Below are 15,670 nucleotides of genomic sequence, written 5' to 3' on the forward strand. Positions count from 1 at the left end.
CGGGGGGTTGGGGGGCGGGGCGTTTGGGGGTGCGGGGTGGTTCAGACGGAGGCCGCGAGCGCCTCGGGGCCGTGCCGGAAGCCGGGGTCGACCTGGGTGGCGAGGTTCTGGCCGGTGGCCTCGTCGGCCCAGGCGGAGGCGTTGCGGAGGTGGAACTCGACGGCGTGCCGCTGGAAGGCCGCCCAGTCCTTCGTACGGGAGTCGACGGCCGTACGGAGCCGGCGCAGCGTCTCGGTGTTGTGCGCTTCCAGCCGGCCCTCCTCGCGCCCCTGTTCCTGGGCGCGCACGAAGGAGGACTGGACGCAGTGCGCCAGCAGGTCGTCGCCGACGTGCTCCTTCAGGAAGAGCAGGTCGTCCTCGTCGGTGACCTTGTTGCCCACGACGGCGACGGAGATGCCGAACTCGGCGGCGTGGTCGCGGTACTGGCGGTAGACGGAGACGCTCTTCCTGGTCGGCTCGACGACCAGGAAGGTCATGTCGAACCGGGTGAACAGCCCGGAGGCGAACGCGTCGGCGCCCGCGGTCATGTCGACGACGACGTACTCCCCGGGGCCGTCCACCAGGTGGTTCAGGTACAGCTCGACGGCCCCGAGCTTGGAGTGGTAGCAGGCCACGCCGAGGTCGCTCTCGTCGAAGGCCCCGGTCACCATGAGCGGGACGCCGCGCACGTCCCGCACGTGGTGGCCGTGGATCTCGTCGTCGCCGAGCAGCCGCAGCAGCCGTGAACCGCGCCCCGGCGGCGTGGTCTTCACCATGGACTCCCGGGAGGCGATCCGCGGGTTCGTCCCGCGCAGGTAGTCCTTGATCTCCCCGGTCCGCGCGCTCAGCGGCGGCGCGGGGAAGGTGTCGTCCTCGTCGAGCCCCAGCGCGTACGCCAGATGCTGGTTGATGTCACCGTCGATCGCGACGACCGGAGCACCCGAGTCGGCCAGGTGCCGCGAGAACAGCGCGGACAGGGTCGTCTTGCCGCTGCCGCCCTTACCGACGAAGGCCACGCGCATGGCTCCGCACCTCCTCGAGCCCCTCAGACCTATTGAAAATGGCTTTCATGAGCTTAGGTTCGGGAGGGGCGGGACCCTTGTCAAATCGCCACGCGCCCCACTCGCCTGACCGGGCAACTCGCGGGACCGGGTGGGCAGTTGAGTGTCTCAGCGCTCCGGGCTCAGCAGCCCGCGCTCGTACGCCTTCACCAGGTGCTGCGGTACGAGGTGGGTCACGCCGTCGATCCTGACCGGCACCAGTCGCGGGGTGTTCGCCTTCCACTGGGCGCGGCGGTGGCGGGTGTTGCTGCGGGACATCTTGCGCTTGGGGACGGCCATGGGGGCTCCGGGGTCGTGGGGCGTGCGGTGTACGCCCAGTACGCTACCTGAAAATGAATCCCATTAAGAAGTGGGTGGCGGCTGCGGGGCTCGGACCCGTGGTTGTTCGCCCGGCAGCCGGCGGAACTCCCGCTACTGCTGAGGGGTGGCAGGACGCAGGGGAATTGTCAGCAAGAGGGAGGAGCGGGGTGCGAGGCCGGTCGTAGACTGATGCTCCTCAACTGAGCCGTTTTGCAAGGAAATCGGGGGAGCAGAGCGATGACGGCTGCACACATTTCGGTCCTGAGTGAGGACCCGGTCGCGGACACCGAGTCCCTTGCGGACTGGCTACGGGGAGAGCCGAAGCTCGCCGGGAGGGTCCGTTCGAGTGGAAGCGAACCCAAGGCGGGGGAGCTTGGCGCCGTACTCGACACCCTGACCGTCGCGCTGGGCACGGGCGGCCTGGTGACGGCGCTCGTCCCGGCTCTGCGTACGTGGCTCGCGCAGCCGCGCCGTAGTGACGTACGGCTGAAGATCGGGCGTGAGGGCGGGGCCACGGTGGAGATCGACGCGAAGCGCGTGAAGACCGGCGAGGTGGAGCACCTGCTGCGGCAGGCGCTGGAGCACGACAAGGACCACGACCACGACCCTGACGTACAGGAGTGACGTGCGCCTTCCCGACCGGCACCGTTCCCGGGTCGTGCTGATCGGCGCCAGTCAGTACTCCGACCCGAAACTGCCCGACCTCCCGGCCGTCCGGCGCACCATCACCGACCTGGCAGACCTGTTCACCGACCAGTACTACGGGCTCGTCCCCGAGGAGCACTGCACCGTCCTGCTCGACGAGGGCGACCTGCGGACCGTCGGCCAGCGGTTGAGGGCGGCGGTGGAAGAGGCCGAAGACCTGCTCCTCGTCTACTTCGCGGGACACGGGCTCGTCAGTGGCCGGCGCCACGACCTGTATCTGGCCCTGCCCGACAGTGAGTGGACCGGCCCGGAGTTCAACTCCCTCGAGTACGACAAGCTCCGCAACGCCGTGCTCGACAGCCCGGCGGACAACAAGCTGGTCATCCTGGACTGCTGCTTCTCCGGCCGGGCGGTGACCGACTCCCTGGCCGGAGCCGAGACCGAGCAGCTCGGGCAGCTCGACGTGGCGGGCACGTACGTGCTGACCTCGGCGCAGCGCGACCAGGTCGCCCTGGCGCTGCCCGGAGAGGAGCACACCGCCTTCTCCGGCCGGTTCATGCGACTCCTGCGTGAGGGAGCGGTCGGCGGACCCGAGCTCCTCACGGTGGAGGACCTCTACAAGCGCCTCAGAACGCAGATGGAGGCGGAAGGTCTCCCCGTGCCGCTCAACCGCGGCGCCGGGACCGCGAGCCAGATCGCTCTGGGCGTCAACCGGGCCTTCGCCGCGACCGCCGGACCCGATCTGCGCAAGCGCTACGTCGCCGCCGTGCAGCAGGGCGAGAACGGCGACTGGACTGGCGCCTCGGACGTCCTGCGGAAGATCCTCGACGAACAGACCCGCATCCTCGGCCCGGAGGACGCCGACACGCTGCGCACCCGTCAGTCGTACGCCCACGGCCTCGGCGGCGCGGGGAACCCGATGGAGGCCGCCCAGCTTCTGCGGCAGCTGCTGGCCGACCATGTCCGTGTACTCGGCCCCGATCACGAGGACACCCTGCGGACCAGGCAGTTCCTCGCTGTCAACCTCGGCGAGGCCGGCTACAGGGACGAAGCAGTCGGCATGCTGCGCGTCCTGCTCGCCGACCGCGGTCGCGTCCTGGGCGCCGAGGACCCGCACACGCTGCGGACCCGGCACATGCTGGCGCGCAATCTGACGCTGGTGGGGGCGAAGGACGAGTCGGTGGCGTTGTTGCGGCAGCTGGTCGCGGATCGGGAGCGAGTTCTTGGGACGGATCATCCGCATACGCAGCGGGCGCGGGACGATCTCGGCGTCCTGGAGGGGGAGGAGGGCGGATGATGTTCGAGAGGTTCACCGACCGCGCGCGGCGGGTTGTCGAGCTGGCTCAGGAAGAAGCCCGGATGCTCAACCACAACTACATCGGCACCGAGCACATTCTCCTGGGTCTGATCCACGAGGGTGAGGGTGTCGCCGCCACGGTCCTGGAGAGCCTCGGGATCTCGCTGGAGGCCGCCCGCCAGCAGGTGGAGGAGAACATCGGTGTGGGCCGCAAGACGCCCACGGCGCACCTCCCCTTCACCCCCCGTACCAGGAACGTCCTTGAGGTGTCGTGGCGCGAGGCCCTCAGCCTGGGCCACAACTACATCGGCACGGAGCACATCCTGCTCGGCCTGATCCGCGAGGGTCAGGGTGACGGTGTCGAAGTGCTGGTCGGGCTGGGCGTTGACCTGAACGGGGTGCGGCAGCAGGTCGTCCAACTGCTCCCCGGCCACCGGGGGACCGTCGCCACCGACGGTCCCGCATCGCCGGTTCTCCGCCAGTTCGGCCGGAACCTCACCGCGGCCGTTCGCGACGCGGAGATCGCCCCGGTCGTCGGGCGGGAAAAGGAGATCGAGCGGGTCATCCAGATCCTCACCCGGCGGAACCGGAACGTCCCGCTGCTCGTCGGGGAGCCGGGTGTGGGGAAGGAAGCTGTGGCCGAGGGCCTCGCGCAGGTGATCGTGGCCGGAGCCGTACCGGCGGCCCTCCAGGGCCGGACCGTCCAGTCCCTCGATCTGGGTGCCCTGCTCACCGACCCGCAGCACCGGGGCCGGGCCGTCACACTGATGGAGGAACTGCTGGGCGAGGTCCGTGCCCACCCCGCCCTCGTGCTCTTTCTCACCGAGGCCCTCACCCCCTTGCACATGCCGGACGGCGCAACGAACGCGTTCGCGCTGTTCCAGTCGCTGTTCAGCCACCCGGGCATCTTCGTCCTCGGCGCGAGCAGCCGGGCGGAGTACCAGCGACGAGACCTCCACTTCGGACTCGACCGGCTGATACAGACGGTTCAGGTGGATGAACCGTCGGCTGAGAACGTGCTGGAGATCCTCAAGGGACAACGTGATCACTTGGGGCGCCACCACCAGGTCGACATCACCGACGAGGCTCTCCAGGCCGCCACCTCACTGGCGCGCGACCACGTTCCCGATCAGCTGCTGCCCGGAGCGGCCATCGACCTCCTGGACGAGGCGAGTGCTCAGGCGCGGGTGCGTGCCGCAGCGCGGTCTCCTGAGCTGGAGTCGTACGACGAGGAGATCGCGGAGGTCCGGAGGATGAAGGAGGACGCCGTCAATCGACACGAGTTCGAGCATGCGGCCAGGCTTCGGGACCAGGAGAAGCAACTGCTCGTCTTTCGTCAGCAGACGGAAGAGAAGGCGCGCTCGGAACGGTTGAGGATCACCGAGTCCGATGTCGTCACCGCGCTGGCCGTGTACTCCGGCACTCAGTCCCCCGAGCCGTCGCGTCCCACCGCCCGCCGAATTCCGGTCATCGAGCACGACCCGTCCATCTGGTCCGTGAGCTGACCGTCGCACCGTACGGCCGCGATGAACGACCGCCGGGCCGCACGCCGGAACACGATCCCGGGCCCGTCAGGGTCAGGCCGCGCGGGCCCGGTGCGACTGGAGCGGGGAGACCGACGCGAACATGATGCTGCGTCAGCACCGGAGCCATGATCACCGAAGCCAGGCCGAAGCCCCGCCGGAGCGACCGCTTCCCTCTGTGTCGGAACTGTGATCGTAAATTGAACTACCCTTGGGTACACCGAGGTTGACAGCACTTTTCCCGGTGATCGACGATGTTCGCACGCTGCGGCTCATGTGACCGGTGAGCACGGCGTCTCTTCGACCATTTCACCCTGGCGTGCCCTGGCGGCGGCTGCTTCGTGCTGCCCGTCCGCTCCGCTGTCGTGCGCCACGGGTCTCGCACCTTCAAGATGGGGTCTGCATGTCCATAGCGAGACGTGTCGCCGTAAGCCGCCTGGTGGGGACAGGCGCCGCCGCGCTTGCCCTCACCGCCGTCTCGGCCGGTGCCGCCTGGGCGACCGGAACGCCCGGCGGTGACGGCTGGGGCACGAAGACGTACACGCCCGGCAAGGGCGCGGGCACGGTGACCGAGACCGATCGATGCCAGTTCTCCCTCGACGGGACGAACTTCTACGACTCGGTCAAGGTCGACGACCAGAACCTCAAGCCCACCGACGACGGCAAGGTCCACATCAAGGTCCGTACCGCCGGTGACGCCACCACCTGCACGGCATCCCTCGCCTCGTACCAGGCCCACGGAGCGACGTTCGCGACCTCGGGCGAGCAGGTCTTCGTCGACTTCGACACGGTCACGGTCAAGCCGGGCCAGACCGACTCGCTCGACATCGCGGTGCCGGACGCGGGGTGCTACGCGCAGATCGACCTGTACCGCGGTGCCGTGAAGTTCGACGGCAAGCTGGACGCGAAGGACGGCTTCGAGCACGGCGAGCTGCCCAAGGGCCCGGACCGCCCGGTCATCAAGGACAAGCTGATCGCGGCCTGGAACGGCGGCACGAAGGACTGCACGACCACCGAGAACCCGCCGCCCGCCGAGAACCCGCCGCCGGCCCCCTCCACGCCGACCCCGACCCCGTCCACCCCCGGCAAGGAGACGCCTTCGGAGCCCGACGAGCCGAAGACCGAGACCTCGACGACCCCGCCCGCGGACGCGTCGACGACTCCGGCCGAGCCCACCCCGAACGGCGGCTCGTCCACCCCGCCCGGCGGTGGTGACCTCGCGGAGACCGGTGGCGGCAACGCGATCCCGGTCGCCATCGGCGCGGCCGCCCTCGTCGCGGCCGGCGGCGGCATCTTCGTCGTGACCCGGCGCCGGGCGGCGGGCAACCGCGGCTGAGTGTCCGCCCCCGGGTTCGCCCGGTCCGAGGCCCCGGTGGTCCCGTACGACGTCGTACGGGACCACCGGGGCCTCATGTTCCTGTGACGCGGATCACTTCTAATTAAGTTTGAGTACTGACTCGGCGAGGCATATTGTTTCCGTCCCCAGCTAGTCAAACTTGATTAATCTCCCTTCTGGAGAGGAGACCTCTTGATCCATCTGCCCGAGACCGGATACGTCCCCACCGACGAGGACCGCGCGAGCCTGGACGCCTGGTTCGCGGAGTACGACGCGGCGAGTGCGAAGCGTGATGTCGAGCGCATGGCCGACATGGCCGTGTTCCCGCTCAACCTGGTGAGCGACGACGCGGCGGGCGACGGCCGTTCGGCGCAGTGGGACCGCGAGCGGTTCGTCGCCACGATGACGCAGGTCATGGGGGAGGGCGGCGAGGACATCACGTTCGAGTCCACGCGTACGCCCGTGTTCCTGTCCGCCGCCATGGCCGTGGTCTTCACCGACTCGACCATGACCATGGAGGGGCACACCCAGCAGCTCCGGTACGCCGACATCCTCGTCCGGCGGGGCGGGACGTGGGCGTTCCAGACGATGCTGCAGAGCGGCTGGGGCGACAACCTGTGAACCTCTGACGAAATCTCTGAACACCTTCCCGTCGTCGTGCGTACTTCCCGGGAGGGAGCTCTGCGAAGAAGGACGTACGACCGACACGGAGACGGGACGTGCTGAGGAAACAGCGGCTGGTGCGCCAGGCCGCGGCCGTGGTGGGACTGCTGGTCCTGCCGCTGGCCGCGGGCTGCAGCGGCGCGGACGACGCGGGGTCGGGCGGCAAGGCGGCGAAGACCACGCCGGTGCCGGACGCCGAGCGGGCCGCCGTGGTGGCGCCGGCGAAGGTCGAGGTGATAGCGGACCTCACCGGTTGCAAGGTGAAGATCCGCGTCGACGCGGACGAACTGCGGGAGGGTGTCTGCCACACGCCCGAGGGCGACTATCTCATCACCACGTTCCCCAAGGAGAAGTTCAAGCTGACCTGGCTGGACACCGCGTCCATCTACGGCGGCAAGTACCTCGTCGGGCCGCGCTGGGCCATCACCGCCAAGCCGAAGATGCTGGAGCCGCTGCGCAAGAAGGTCGGCGGCACGATCCAGTCCGTGGGCAACGGCAACGCCACGCCTCCGACGGCGCCGTGAGCGCGTCCGGCGGCGCCTCGCAGCGCAGCGGCGTCACAGCCGCTTGAGTGCTTCCAGGGTGATGTCGATGTCGATGTCGTACGGGGTGCTGAGGTCGAGCTTGTCGTGGTGGATGCCGGTCAGGGCGTATGCCCTGTTGACGGGGTCCAGTTCGTAGACCCGGACGACGGGGTGGGGATCCGTGTCGCTCATCTCGACCAGCCAGAAGTGAGGGATGCCGGCGACCGCGTACTTACGAGGTTTGGTGTCGTGGTCACGAGCTTCGGAGTCCGGGGAAACGACCTCGATGGCCAGCACCACGTCCTTGGCCTGGAAACGGGCCTGCTCCAGGCCAAGGACGGCTTCCGCGCGCACGATGCTGACGTCCGGCTCGGGCCCGTTACGGCGATCCAGGACCACGGTCATTTCCCGTTCGACGCCGAGGTGCTCCGGAAGCGTGGACCGCAGGCCGTTCACCAGGAGTTCCATCATCTTGCTGTGGAAACGCCGCTGCGGACTCACGAACACCAGACTCCCGTCGATCAGCTCAGTGTGCGGCGGGAGGCCGGGCAACGTGATCAGGTCGTCCACGGTGTAGCCCTCGGGCGGTGGCACAGGCCAACGGGTGCCGGGCTCGTCGGCGGGCTCGGGGGTCGGCTCGGCGATGGGCTCGGCGGTCATGGTCATTCCTCCCATGGGCGGGATTCAACGGCCTGCGTGTCCACCGTAGCCGCCGGAATACGAGAGCGTCATCACAAAGGGTGATCGGCGCCGCCGAGGGGGCTTGTCGTAAAAAATTGAAAATGTCAGGGTCGGCGCATGACCCCTCCTTCTCCTTCTCCCTCTCCCGTTCCCTTTCTCGGCTCCGTCCCCTACTGCTACTCCAACTCCCTCGCGATGGTGCTGGGCGCCGACACGCCGCCGGCCTCGGCGGTCGAGGTGCTGACCGGGTCGCCGTTCGGCGCGCAGGTCGTCGAGGGGGCGTTGCCGTACTTCGATCCGCTCGGGTGGGAGCCGGATCTCGGGCTTGACCAGGCGGTGGGGCTGCTGGGGTGGAGCTGCCGGAAGGCGGGGGGCGGGGAGGAGAAGGAGGCCGTCGCGCGGTTGCGGGAGGCGTGTGGGCGGGGGCCCGTGCTGGTCGGGCCCGTCGACATCGGGCTGCTTCTGCACCAGCCGTGGGCGGCTGGGACGGCCAGCGGGGGTGACCACTGGGTGGTCGTGCTCGACGTCGACGACGAGCGCGTGCTCCTGCACGATCCCGACGGTTTTCCCTTCGCCACCCTGCCCGTTGACGCCTTCGTGACGGCGTGGCGGGCGGAGAAGGTCGAGTGCGCGGGGCCGTTCACGATGCGCAGTGACTTCGCGCTGGTACGGGACGTCGACGTGATCGACGCGCTGCGGCAGTCGTTGCCCGTGGCGCGGCGGTGGCTGGCCGGACAGCACGGCGGGCCGGCCGACCGGCCGGGGGCGCTGGGCGGGGACGCGGCCGTGGAGCGTCTTGCCGAGTGGGTGGAGGGCGGGGTGGACGACCGTATGCGGGGGCACCTGGCCGGCTTCGCCGTTCGGCTCGGTGCGCGGCGGCTCGCCGACGCCTCGTACTGGCTCGCCCGCCTCGGGGCGGCCCCCGCGGCCGAGGTCGCCCACCGGCAGGCCCGGCTGCTCGGTGGGGTGCAGTACGGCCTCGTGACCGGTGACCGGAGGGCGGCCGCCTCCGGGCTCCGGCGACTCGTGGGCACGTACGGGGAGTTGGCGGCTGCCCTCGGGCGGTGAGTACGGGGCCGACCGCGCCCTCAGCCCTTCACCGCCGAGCTCGCCACCCCCTGCACGAACCACCGCTGGAAGAAGGCGAAGACCACGACGACCGGCAGGACCAGCAGGACGCCGAAGGCGAGGATCTGGCCCCAGTCAGGCGGCTGCTGGTAGGAGAAGACGCTCATCGCCAGGGGGAGGGGGCGCACCGACGGGTCGGACACCATCAGGACCGGCCACAGGAACGAGCTCCACTGGATCAGGAACGTCAGGATCGCGACCGAGGCGAACGCCGGCTTCGACATCGGCACGATGATCGCGAAGAAGGTCCGCCACGGGCCCGCGCCGTCCAGCCGGGCCGCCTCCTCGATGCTCGGCGGGATCGAGCGGAAGAACGTGTGGAACTGGTAGACGGAGAAGGCGTTGGCGATGAAGGGGAGCGCCTGGATGAAGAGGGTGTTGCGCTGGCCGTTGAACATGTAGAACAGCGGCACCGCCACCGACTCGAACGGCACCAGCATCAGCAGCAGGACGAGCGTGAAGACCGCCTCCCTGCCTCGCCACTTCAGCCGTGAAAGCCCGTACGCGGCCATCGAGTTGACGAACAGGCCGCCGGTGACGACCACGAAGGACAGGAGCAGCGAGACGCCCATGAAGCGCCAGAAGTAGCCGGTGGCGTCGGAGTTGAGGCTGTCGAGGACCGCCGCGTAGTTGTCGAAGGACAGGTGGGTCGGGAGGAAGCCGGACAGTCCGTTCAGGACCTCGTCGGACGGCTTGAGGCTGCCGAGGAAGAGGTAGAGGACGGGCAGGGTGAAGACGAACGCCAGGACGGAGAGGACCGCGTAGTCGAGAGCGCGGCGCAGCGGCGTACGGGTCAGGCCTGTGCTCCTGCTGGTGCTTGCGCTCATGATCAGTCCTCGTTGTCGGTGCGGACGACGCGGCGCTGGACGAGGGTCAGGACCACGACGATCAGGAAGAAGACGACCGTGATCGCGGACGCCTGGCCGATGTTGTTCTGGTCGAAGGCGGTGGTGACGGCCTGGTACATCACGGTGCGGGTGGAGTCCTCGTCCAGTCCGCCGCCGCGGATCAGGATGTACACCTGGTCGAAGACCCGGAACGACAGCACCGAGGTGAGCAGCGCGACGAAGACCAGGGTGCCGCGGATGCCGGGCAGGGTGACGTGACGGAACTGCTGCCAGCGGCTCGCCCGGTCGAGCTGGGCGGCCTCGTACAGCTCACCGGGGATCTGCTGGAGGCCGGCGAGCAGGATGACCATCTGGAAGCCGACGCCCTGCCACACGGACAGGACGATGATCGAGGCCATCGCGGTGGCACCGTCACCCAACCAGTCGAAGGCGCCCCAGTTGCCGAAACTCAGCACGTCCAGGAGGGAGTTGAGCATGCCCTGCTCGCTGCGGGCGAGGATCAGCCGCCAGACCACGGCGACCAGCGCCATGGGGAAGACGACGGGCAGGAAGAAGAAGGAGCGGAACAGGCCGATCGCCTTCAGCTTGCGGTTCAGCAGGATCGCGAGCCCCAGCGCCAGCGCCGTCTGGAGGGGGACGACGACCAGGGCGAACGTCAGATTGTTCAGCAGCGCCCGCAGGAACGGGCCGGACAGGTCGGGATCGGTGAACAGCCGCCGGTACTGCTCAAGACCGAAGAAGGTGGGCTCCAGCGGCGAGCCGAGGCGCACGTTGTAGAAGGACAGCACCACGGCGTAGCAGAACGGGATGCCGACGAAGGCGACGAGCCCGCCGACCGCGGGGGCGGACATGAGCAGTCCGTGCAGCCAGTCGCGGTTCTTGCGTCCGGGGCGCCCGGACTTCACGGAGGTCCTGGAGGCCATGGGTGGGGTCTGCTCCCGGCCGGAGGGCGTGGCGTGTGCGGGTTCCACGGTTTTCACGAGGGGGTCCTGTTCCCGGCGGGGGCGGGTGCGGCGTACGCGGGCCCGCCCCCACCGTTGGGGCCTGGGGTCCTGGGGGCCTACGGGATCTCGTAGCCGGCGTTGTCCGAGAAGTCGCGGTCGATGGCGCGGGCGGCCTTGGACAGGGCGGTCTTCGGGGCGGTGCCGCCGTAGATCGAGTTCAGGGCCTCGCTGAACTTCGAGGTCACCACCGGGTATCCGGCGGTCACCGGGCGGGTGACGGCCACACAGGACTTGCTGATGTCCGAGTCGCCGCAGGGCTTGGCGAGCTGGTCGGCGAAGAGCTGGAGCGGGCCGCCCTGCTTGTACAGGTCGCTGGCGGCGAGCGCGGACTTGGTGGCGGGCGGGGCGCCGTTGGCCTTCGTCATCGCGGTGACGCTGTCGTCGGCGAGCAGGTAGTCGAGGAAGGTGCCCGCGGCCTTGGCGTTCTTGGTGTTGGCGCCGATGCCCCAGGCCCAGGAGCCCTGGCCGGTCTTGGGGCCGTTGCCGAAGTCGGGCAGCGGCAGCACCACGAGGTCGTCGCCGAGCGCCTCGCTGTAGGCGGGGTACATCCAGTGGCCGACCCAGCTCAGCGCCACCCGGCCCTTGGCGAAGGCGTTCCCGTCGGTGTTGGCGTCGACGTACGGCTTCCAGGACTGGAAGGTCTTCAGCGCCGACACGACGGCGGGCGAGTCGACGGAGCCCTCCGCCTTGCCGTCCTTGAGCAGCGAACCGCCGGCCGACCAGACGATCGGGGAGAAGCCGTAGGTGCCCCACTCGGTGGCGAGTCCGTTGCCCTCCTGGATGTCGAGGACCTTGCCGTCGGAGTCCTTGGCCTTGAGCGCCTTCAGGGCGGCGTCGAACGTGTCCGCCGTCCAGGCGTCGGACAGGCCCTTCGGGTACTTCACGCCGGCCGCGTCCAGCAGCTTCTTGTTGCCGTAGACGCCGAGCCCGGAGTCGTAGACGCCCAGACCGTAGTGCTTGCCGTCGATCTCGCCCTGCGCCTTGCTGGCGTCGGTGGCGTTGTCCAGGGTCTTGGCGGAGAGGTAGGAGTCGAGCGGGGCGAGCTTGCTGTTGTAGACGAAGTTGCCCATGGTCGGGCCGTCGAACTCCAGGACGTCCGGCAGCTTGTCGGCGTCCGTGGTCGTGATGGTCTTGGTGTAGTCCTTCTCGGGTATCAGCTTCAGCTCGACCTTGACCTTGTTCTGGGAGGAGTTGAAGGACTTCACCGCGCTCTGCAGGGCGGCGGCCTCGCTCTGCTGGCCCTGGTGGGCCCAGACGCTGATGGTGCCCTTGCCGCTGCCGCCCTCGGCGGAGGCCCCGGTACCGCCGCCCCCGCCGCACGCGGCCAGCGCCGCCAGGGGGAGGAGGAGAGCCAGGCCCGTGCGGGCCGCGGGACGGTACCTCTTGGACCTCGGGATTCCGGCGATCATGGTTGGTGCCTCCGTGCGTCGGTGCGGTGATGAGGGTTTTTCGGGGACATGTGGGTTGGGGGAGCCGTCTGAGGGCCGGGCGGGGGCAGGGCGCGTCACTGCGGTCCGCGCGGGTTGGGCGGGGCCGTGGTCTCGCGCAGGACGAGACGGATGGGCATCCGCACCTTGTCGGCGGGTGGTTGGGTGCCCGGTTCGTCCAGCTGCCGCAGCAGCAGGCGGGCGGCCTCGGCGCCCTGGCCCGCGACCGGCTGGGCGACGGTCGTCAGCCCGACCACCTCGGAGAGTTCGTGGTCGTCGAAGCCGACGACCGACACGTCGTCCGGAACCGCGAGCCGGTGGCGGCGCAGGGCGCGCATCGCACCCATCGCCATCTCGTCGGACTGCGCGAACACGGCCGTCGGCGGCCGGGACGCGGCCAGCAGCTCGGTCATGGCGCGCTCGCCGCCCTCCAGGGTGTAGCCGCCGTCCGCCTCGAGGACCGGATCGTGTTCGATCCCGGCGTCGGCGAGCACCTCCAGGTACGCCTGACGCCGGTCGACGGGCGTCGTCCAGTGCAGGGGCCCGCTGGCGCCGGAGATCATGCCGATCCTCCGGTGGCCCAGGTTCACCAGATGCCGTACGGCGCTCTCGGCCCCCGCCCGGTCGTCGATGCCGACCACCGTGAACCCCTCCCGGGCGCCGCCGACGGTCGAGGCCAGCGGCACGCCGAGCGAGCGCAGCGCGGCGGTCTCGTCCGGGTCGGGGATCAGCAGCGACAGCACCGCGTCCACGCGCTTGCGGACCGGCAGCTTGGTGAAGAAGCGCTTGCGCGCCTCGGGCGAGCCGAGGTTGTACAGCAGCACGTCGTACCCGGCGGCGCTGAAGACCTGCTCGGCCGCGTCCAGCACGGTGCCGAAGAACCAGCGGCCGATGTACGGGGCGACCACCCCGATGGTGTAGGTGCGCCCGCTGGCCAGACTGGAGGCGGACCGCGAGGCGGTGTAGCCGAGCTGGGCCGCGACGGCCGCGATCTGCGCCCGCACTTCCTCGGAGACGCCCGGCCGGCCGCGCAGTGCGCGGGACACAGTGGACGCCGAGACTCCGGCGGCGCGGGCGACGTCGGTGATGCTGACCGTCACGGCGCGGTGCCTCCCGTCGGTTCACGTCGTTGTGGTGACTACTGGTCAAGTCGTGACGACTTGTGGGTGTCGTGACCGTAGACCCGCCCATCTTGTTGCGCAAGCGTTTGCGTTCAGATTTACTGGGGCCGATTTCGAATAGAGATCTTCTGGGTCAATGGACAGCGCATGCGTTTGCGCGCTCCGAGCCGACAGGAACTGTGCATGCGATACGCCCCGCCCGGCCTCTGCGTGAACGACTTCGCCCTGCTCCGTGACGACGACGGCACGTACGCGGTGCTGCACCTTCAGGGCCCCTGGACCGCGGAGTTCGACCATCTGCGGATGGAGACCTCCTACGGCAGGGCGACCTCCACCGACCTGGTCCACTGGCGACCGCAGGGCACCGCCTTCGGCAACGGGCTGCCGGGCCGCTTCGACCAGCAGGCGGTGTGGACGATGCACCCGTTCCGGCACGGGGACGGCATGGCGATGTTCTACACGGGGGTCTCCGGTCTCACGCCCGCCGGCTGGCCCCTCCAGTCCGTCGGGCTCGCGTACTCGGACCGCACCGACGGAACCGGCTGGCGCCGCCACGGCACCGGGCCGGTCGTCGAGGCGGATCCGCGCTGGTACCGCACGGGCGAGCGCATGGGCTGGCGCGACCCGTTCGTCGTACGCGACGACGAGTCCGACGGCTGGGTCATGGTGATCTGCGCCAGTGACGCCTCCCTCCCGGTGGAGGTCAGCGGCTGCGTCGCCCTGGCCACGTCCGACGACCTGGAGCACTGGACGGTGCACCCGCCGCTCGTGTCCCCGGGCGACGTCGACGAGCTGGAGTGCCCGGTGCTGGAACGGCTGGACGACGGCGGCTGGCTGCTGCTCGGCTCCATCGGCCAGACCCGGGGCTTCGAGGCGTGGACGGCTCCCCGGCTGCGGGGTCCGTGGACGCGGCACGGCATGCTCGGCCCGACGGGCGCGTACGCCCCCCGCGTGATCGAGGCTCCCGACGGCTCGCGCGTTGTCCTGCACACCACGCCCCGCCGTGTCGGTCTCAGTGACGAGGGGGAGCGGTGCCGCGGGATGCTCGCGCAGCCCAAGTCCCTTGTGGTGGAGGAGGGTTCGGCGCCGCGGCTGGAGTGGTGGGCGGGGATCGACGCCTGGCTCGGTGAGGTGACGGAGGGCCCGGCGCCGCACGCGGTGGGTGATGTCGTCGTGTCGGGGCGCGTGGAGGTCACGTTGCGTGCCGGTGGGGGCGGGGGTGGGGGCGGGGGTGGTCAGCCCGCTCTCGTCGTCGGCTGCGACGGGAAGGAGCTCTGGGTCACCGGGCCGGACGGGGTCCGCCTCGGCGAGACGGTTCTGGACGGACCTGTCGAGACGCTGCGGATTCTGACCGTCGGTGAGTATGTCGAGGTCTACGCCGACGGGGTGTTCGCGCTGACGACCCTCTGCTACTCGGGGAGGGCGGTGCCGTGGACGGCGGTCGGTGGTGGGTGGGTGCGGGCGGTGCCTGTGCGGGTGGTGCGTCTGCCTGATCCTGGTCGGGATGACGCGTCTGCGGTGTGGCCGGGGTTGCCGTTGGGGTGACGTCGGCGTCACCCGGTGGTTTCGCCCCCGCCGCCCCTACCCGTCCCATCCCTGGGGGCTGCGCCCCCAGACCCCGCTGGTCGGCCTTGCGGCCTCGTCCTCAAACGCCGGACGGGCTGGATATGCCTGGGCTCGGCCGGCCCTCCAGGCCCGGGCCTGGAAATGTCCAGAGCGGCCTCGCACGCTCCAGCGCGTCCTCGCACGATCCAGCGCCGCCCGCACCATCCAGTCCGGCTCGCACGATCCAGCGCCGCTCGTACCATCCAGTCCGGCTCGCACGATCCAGCGCCGCTCGTACCATCCAGCCACGCCCCAGCATCCAGCCCGGCCCGCACCATCCAGCCCCTCCGGCGTTTGAGGAGCGGGGGTCCGGGGGCTGGCCCCCGAAGCGGGGTCCGGGGCGGAGCCCCGAAAGGACGGGGATCCGGGGGCGGCCCCGCAACCGGGTCCGGGGCGGAGCCCCAGAGGGGCGGGGGTCCAGGGGGCGCAGCCCCCTTGGCGGGGTCGAAGGGGCGGAGCCCCTGGGGATGGGACGGGTAGGGGCGGCGGGGGCGAGGCACCGCCGAAGCGTGAACACTTCGCGGCGAA

At 69.9% G+C, this 15,670-nt stretch carries 15 protein-coding genes and 1 pseudogene; 9 read left to right on the forward strand and 7 right to left on the reverse strand.

Going from position 1 to position 15,670, the window contains the following annotated elements; translation table 11 throughout:
* Positions 1 to 41: 41 nt before the first annotated feature.
* Together ACZ49J_RS09270 and rpmF are read right to left on the reverse strand one after the other, a co-directional pair.
* A complete protein-coding gene (locus tag ACZ49J_RS09270; protein ID WP_467446925.1) occupies positions 42 to 1,001 on the reverse strand; it encodes an ATP-binding protein in 960 nt (319 codons plus the stop codon).
* A gap of 147 nt (positions 1,002 to 1,148) precedes the next feature.
* Positions 1,149 to 1,319, reverse strand: coding sequence for a 50S ribosomal protein L32 (gene rpmF / locus ACZ49J_RS09275; RefSeq protein WP_467446927.1), 171 nt, complete (start codon positions 1,317 to 1,319; stop codon positions 1,149 to 1,151).
* Positions 1,320 to 1,577: 258 nt separating this feature from the next.
* Here rpmF and ACZ49J_RS09280 point away from each other — a divergent pair, with 258 nt between their 5' ends.
* The 7 genes and pseudogenes from ACZ49J_RS09280 (at position 1,578) to ACZ49J_RS09310 (ending at position 7,328) form a co-directional block, all read left to right on the forward strand.
* Positions 1,578 to 1,964 carry an effector-associated constant component EACC1 gene (locus ACZ49J_RS09280; protein WP_467446929.1) on the forward strand — a complete coding sequence of 129 codons (387 nt, stop codon included), beginning with the start codon at positions 1,578 to 1,580 and terminating at the stop codon, positions 1,962 to 1,964.
* A gap of 1 nt (position 1,965) precedes the next feature.
* Positions 1,966 to 3,282: a caspase family protein gene (locus ACZ49J_RS09285; RefSeq protein WP_467446930.1), complete on the forward strand. Its 1,317-nt coding sequence runs from the start codon at positions 1,966 to 1,968 to the stop codon at positions 3,280 to 3,282.
* Positions 3,282 to 3,932: pseudogene (locus ACZ49J_RS09290) on the forward strand (Clp protease N-terminal domain-containing protein); the annotation flags it as partial. The gene ACZ49J_RS09285 and the pseudogene ACZ49J_RS09290, both read left to right, overlap by 1 nt.
* Positions 3,933 to 4,127: 195 nt before the next feature.
* On the forward strand, positions 4,128 to 4,787 hold the full coding sequence (locus tag ACZ49J_RS09295; protein ID WP_467447204.1) for a UvrB/UvrC motif-containing protein: 660 nt from the start codon (positions 4,128 to 4,130) through the stop codon (positions 4,785 to 4,787).
* Positions 4,788 to 5,208: 421 nt separating this feature from the next.
* Positions 5,209 to 6,141 carry an LAETG motif-containing sortase-dependent surface protein gene (locus ACZ49J_RS09300; RefSeq protein WP_467446931.1) on the forward strand — a complete coding sequence of 311 codons (933 nt, stop codon included), beginning with the start codon at positions 5,209 to 5,211 and terminating at the stop codon, positions 6,139 to 6,141.
* Positions 6,142 to 6,333: 192 nt separating this feature from the next.
* The gene (locus ACZ49J_RS09305; protein WP_467446933.1) at positions 6,334 to 6,762 is read left to right on the forward strand and encodes a nuclear transport factor 2 family protein; all 429 of its coding nucleotides are present in this window, start codon (positions 6,334 to 6,336) and stop codon (positions 6,760 to 6,762) included.
* A gap of 98 nt (positions 6,763 to 6,860) precedes the next feature.
* Positions 6,861 to 7,328 (forward strand): hypothetical protein, encoded by a 468-nt coding sequence (locus ACZ49J_RS09310; RefSeq protein WP_467446934.1) that lies wholly within the window; start codon positions 6,861 to 6,863, stop codon positions 7,326 to 7,328.
* 33 nt (positions 7,329 to 7,361) lie between these two features.
* On the opposite strand, the gene ACZ49J_RS09315 is transcribed toward ACZ49J_RS09310, so the two are convergent.
* Entirely contained in the window at positions 7,362 to 7,988 is a 627-nt protein-coding gene (locus ACZ49J_RS09315) for a Uma2 family endonuclease (RefSeq protein WP_467446935.1), read from the reverse strand.
* 138 nt (positions 7,989 to 8,126) lie between these two features.
* Between ACZ49J_RS09315 and ACZ49J_RS09320 the strand changes: the two genes are divergently transcribed.
* Entirely contained in the window at positions 8,127 to 9,077 is a 951-nt protein-coding gene (locus ACZ49J_RS09320; protein WP_467446936.1) for a hypothetical protein, read from the forward strand.
* A 20-nt stretch (positions 9,078 to 9,097) separates the two neighbouring features.
* On the opposite strand, the gene ACZ49J_RS09325 is transcribed toward ACZ49J_RS09320, so the two are convergent.
* The 4 genes from ACZ49J_RS09325 to ACZ49J_RS09340 form a co-directional block, all read right to left on the reverse strand.
* The gene (locus tag ACZ49J_RS09325; protein ID WP_467446938.1) at positions 9,098 to 9,964 is read right to left on the reverse strand and encodes a carbohydrate ABC transporter permease; all 867 of its coding nucleotides are present in this window, start codon (positions 9,962 to 9,964) and stop codon (positions 9,098 to 9,100) included.
* Positions 9,965 to 9,966: 2 nt separating this feature from the next.
* Complete coding sequence (locus ACZ49J_RS09330; protein ID WP_467446939.1) at positions 9,967 to 10,965, reverse strand: carbohydrate ABC transporter permease; 999 nt, start codon at positions 10,963 to 10,965, stop codon at positions 9,967 to 9,969.
* An 80-nt stretch (positions 10,966 to 11,045) separates the two neighbouring features.
* A complete protein-coding gene (locus tag ACZ49J_RS09335; protein WP_467446941.1) occupies positions 11,046 to 12,398 on the reverse strand; it encodes an ABC transporter substrate-binding protein in 1,353 nt (450 codons plus the stop codon).
* Between the two features lie 95 nt (positions 12,399 to 12,493).
* Positions 12,494 to 13,516, reverse strand: a complete 1,023-nt coding sequence (locus ACZ49J_RS09340) for a LacI family DNA-binding transcriptional regulator (protein ID WP_467446943.1) — start codon at positions 13,514 to 13,516, stop codon at positions 12,494 to 12,496.
* A gap of 204 nt (positions 13,517 to 13,720) precedes the next feature.
* On the opposite strand from ACZ49J_RS09340, the gene ACZ49J_RS09345 reads away from it, so the two are divergent.
* A complete protein-coding gene (locus tag ACZ49J_RS09345) occupies positions 13,721 to 15,082 on the forward strand; it encodes a glycoside hydrolase family protein (RefSeq protein ID WP_467446944.1) in 1,362 nt (453 codons plus the stop codon).
* Positions 15,083 to 15,670: the final 588 nt, after the last annotated feature.

The sequence above is a fragment of the Streptomyces sp. NPDC030840 genome, assembly GCF_055572015.1.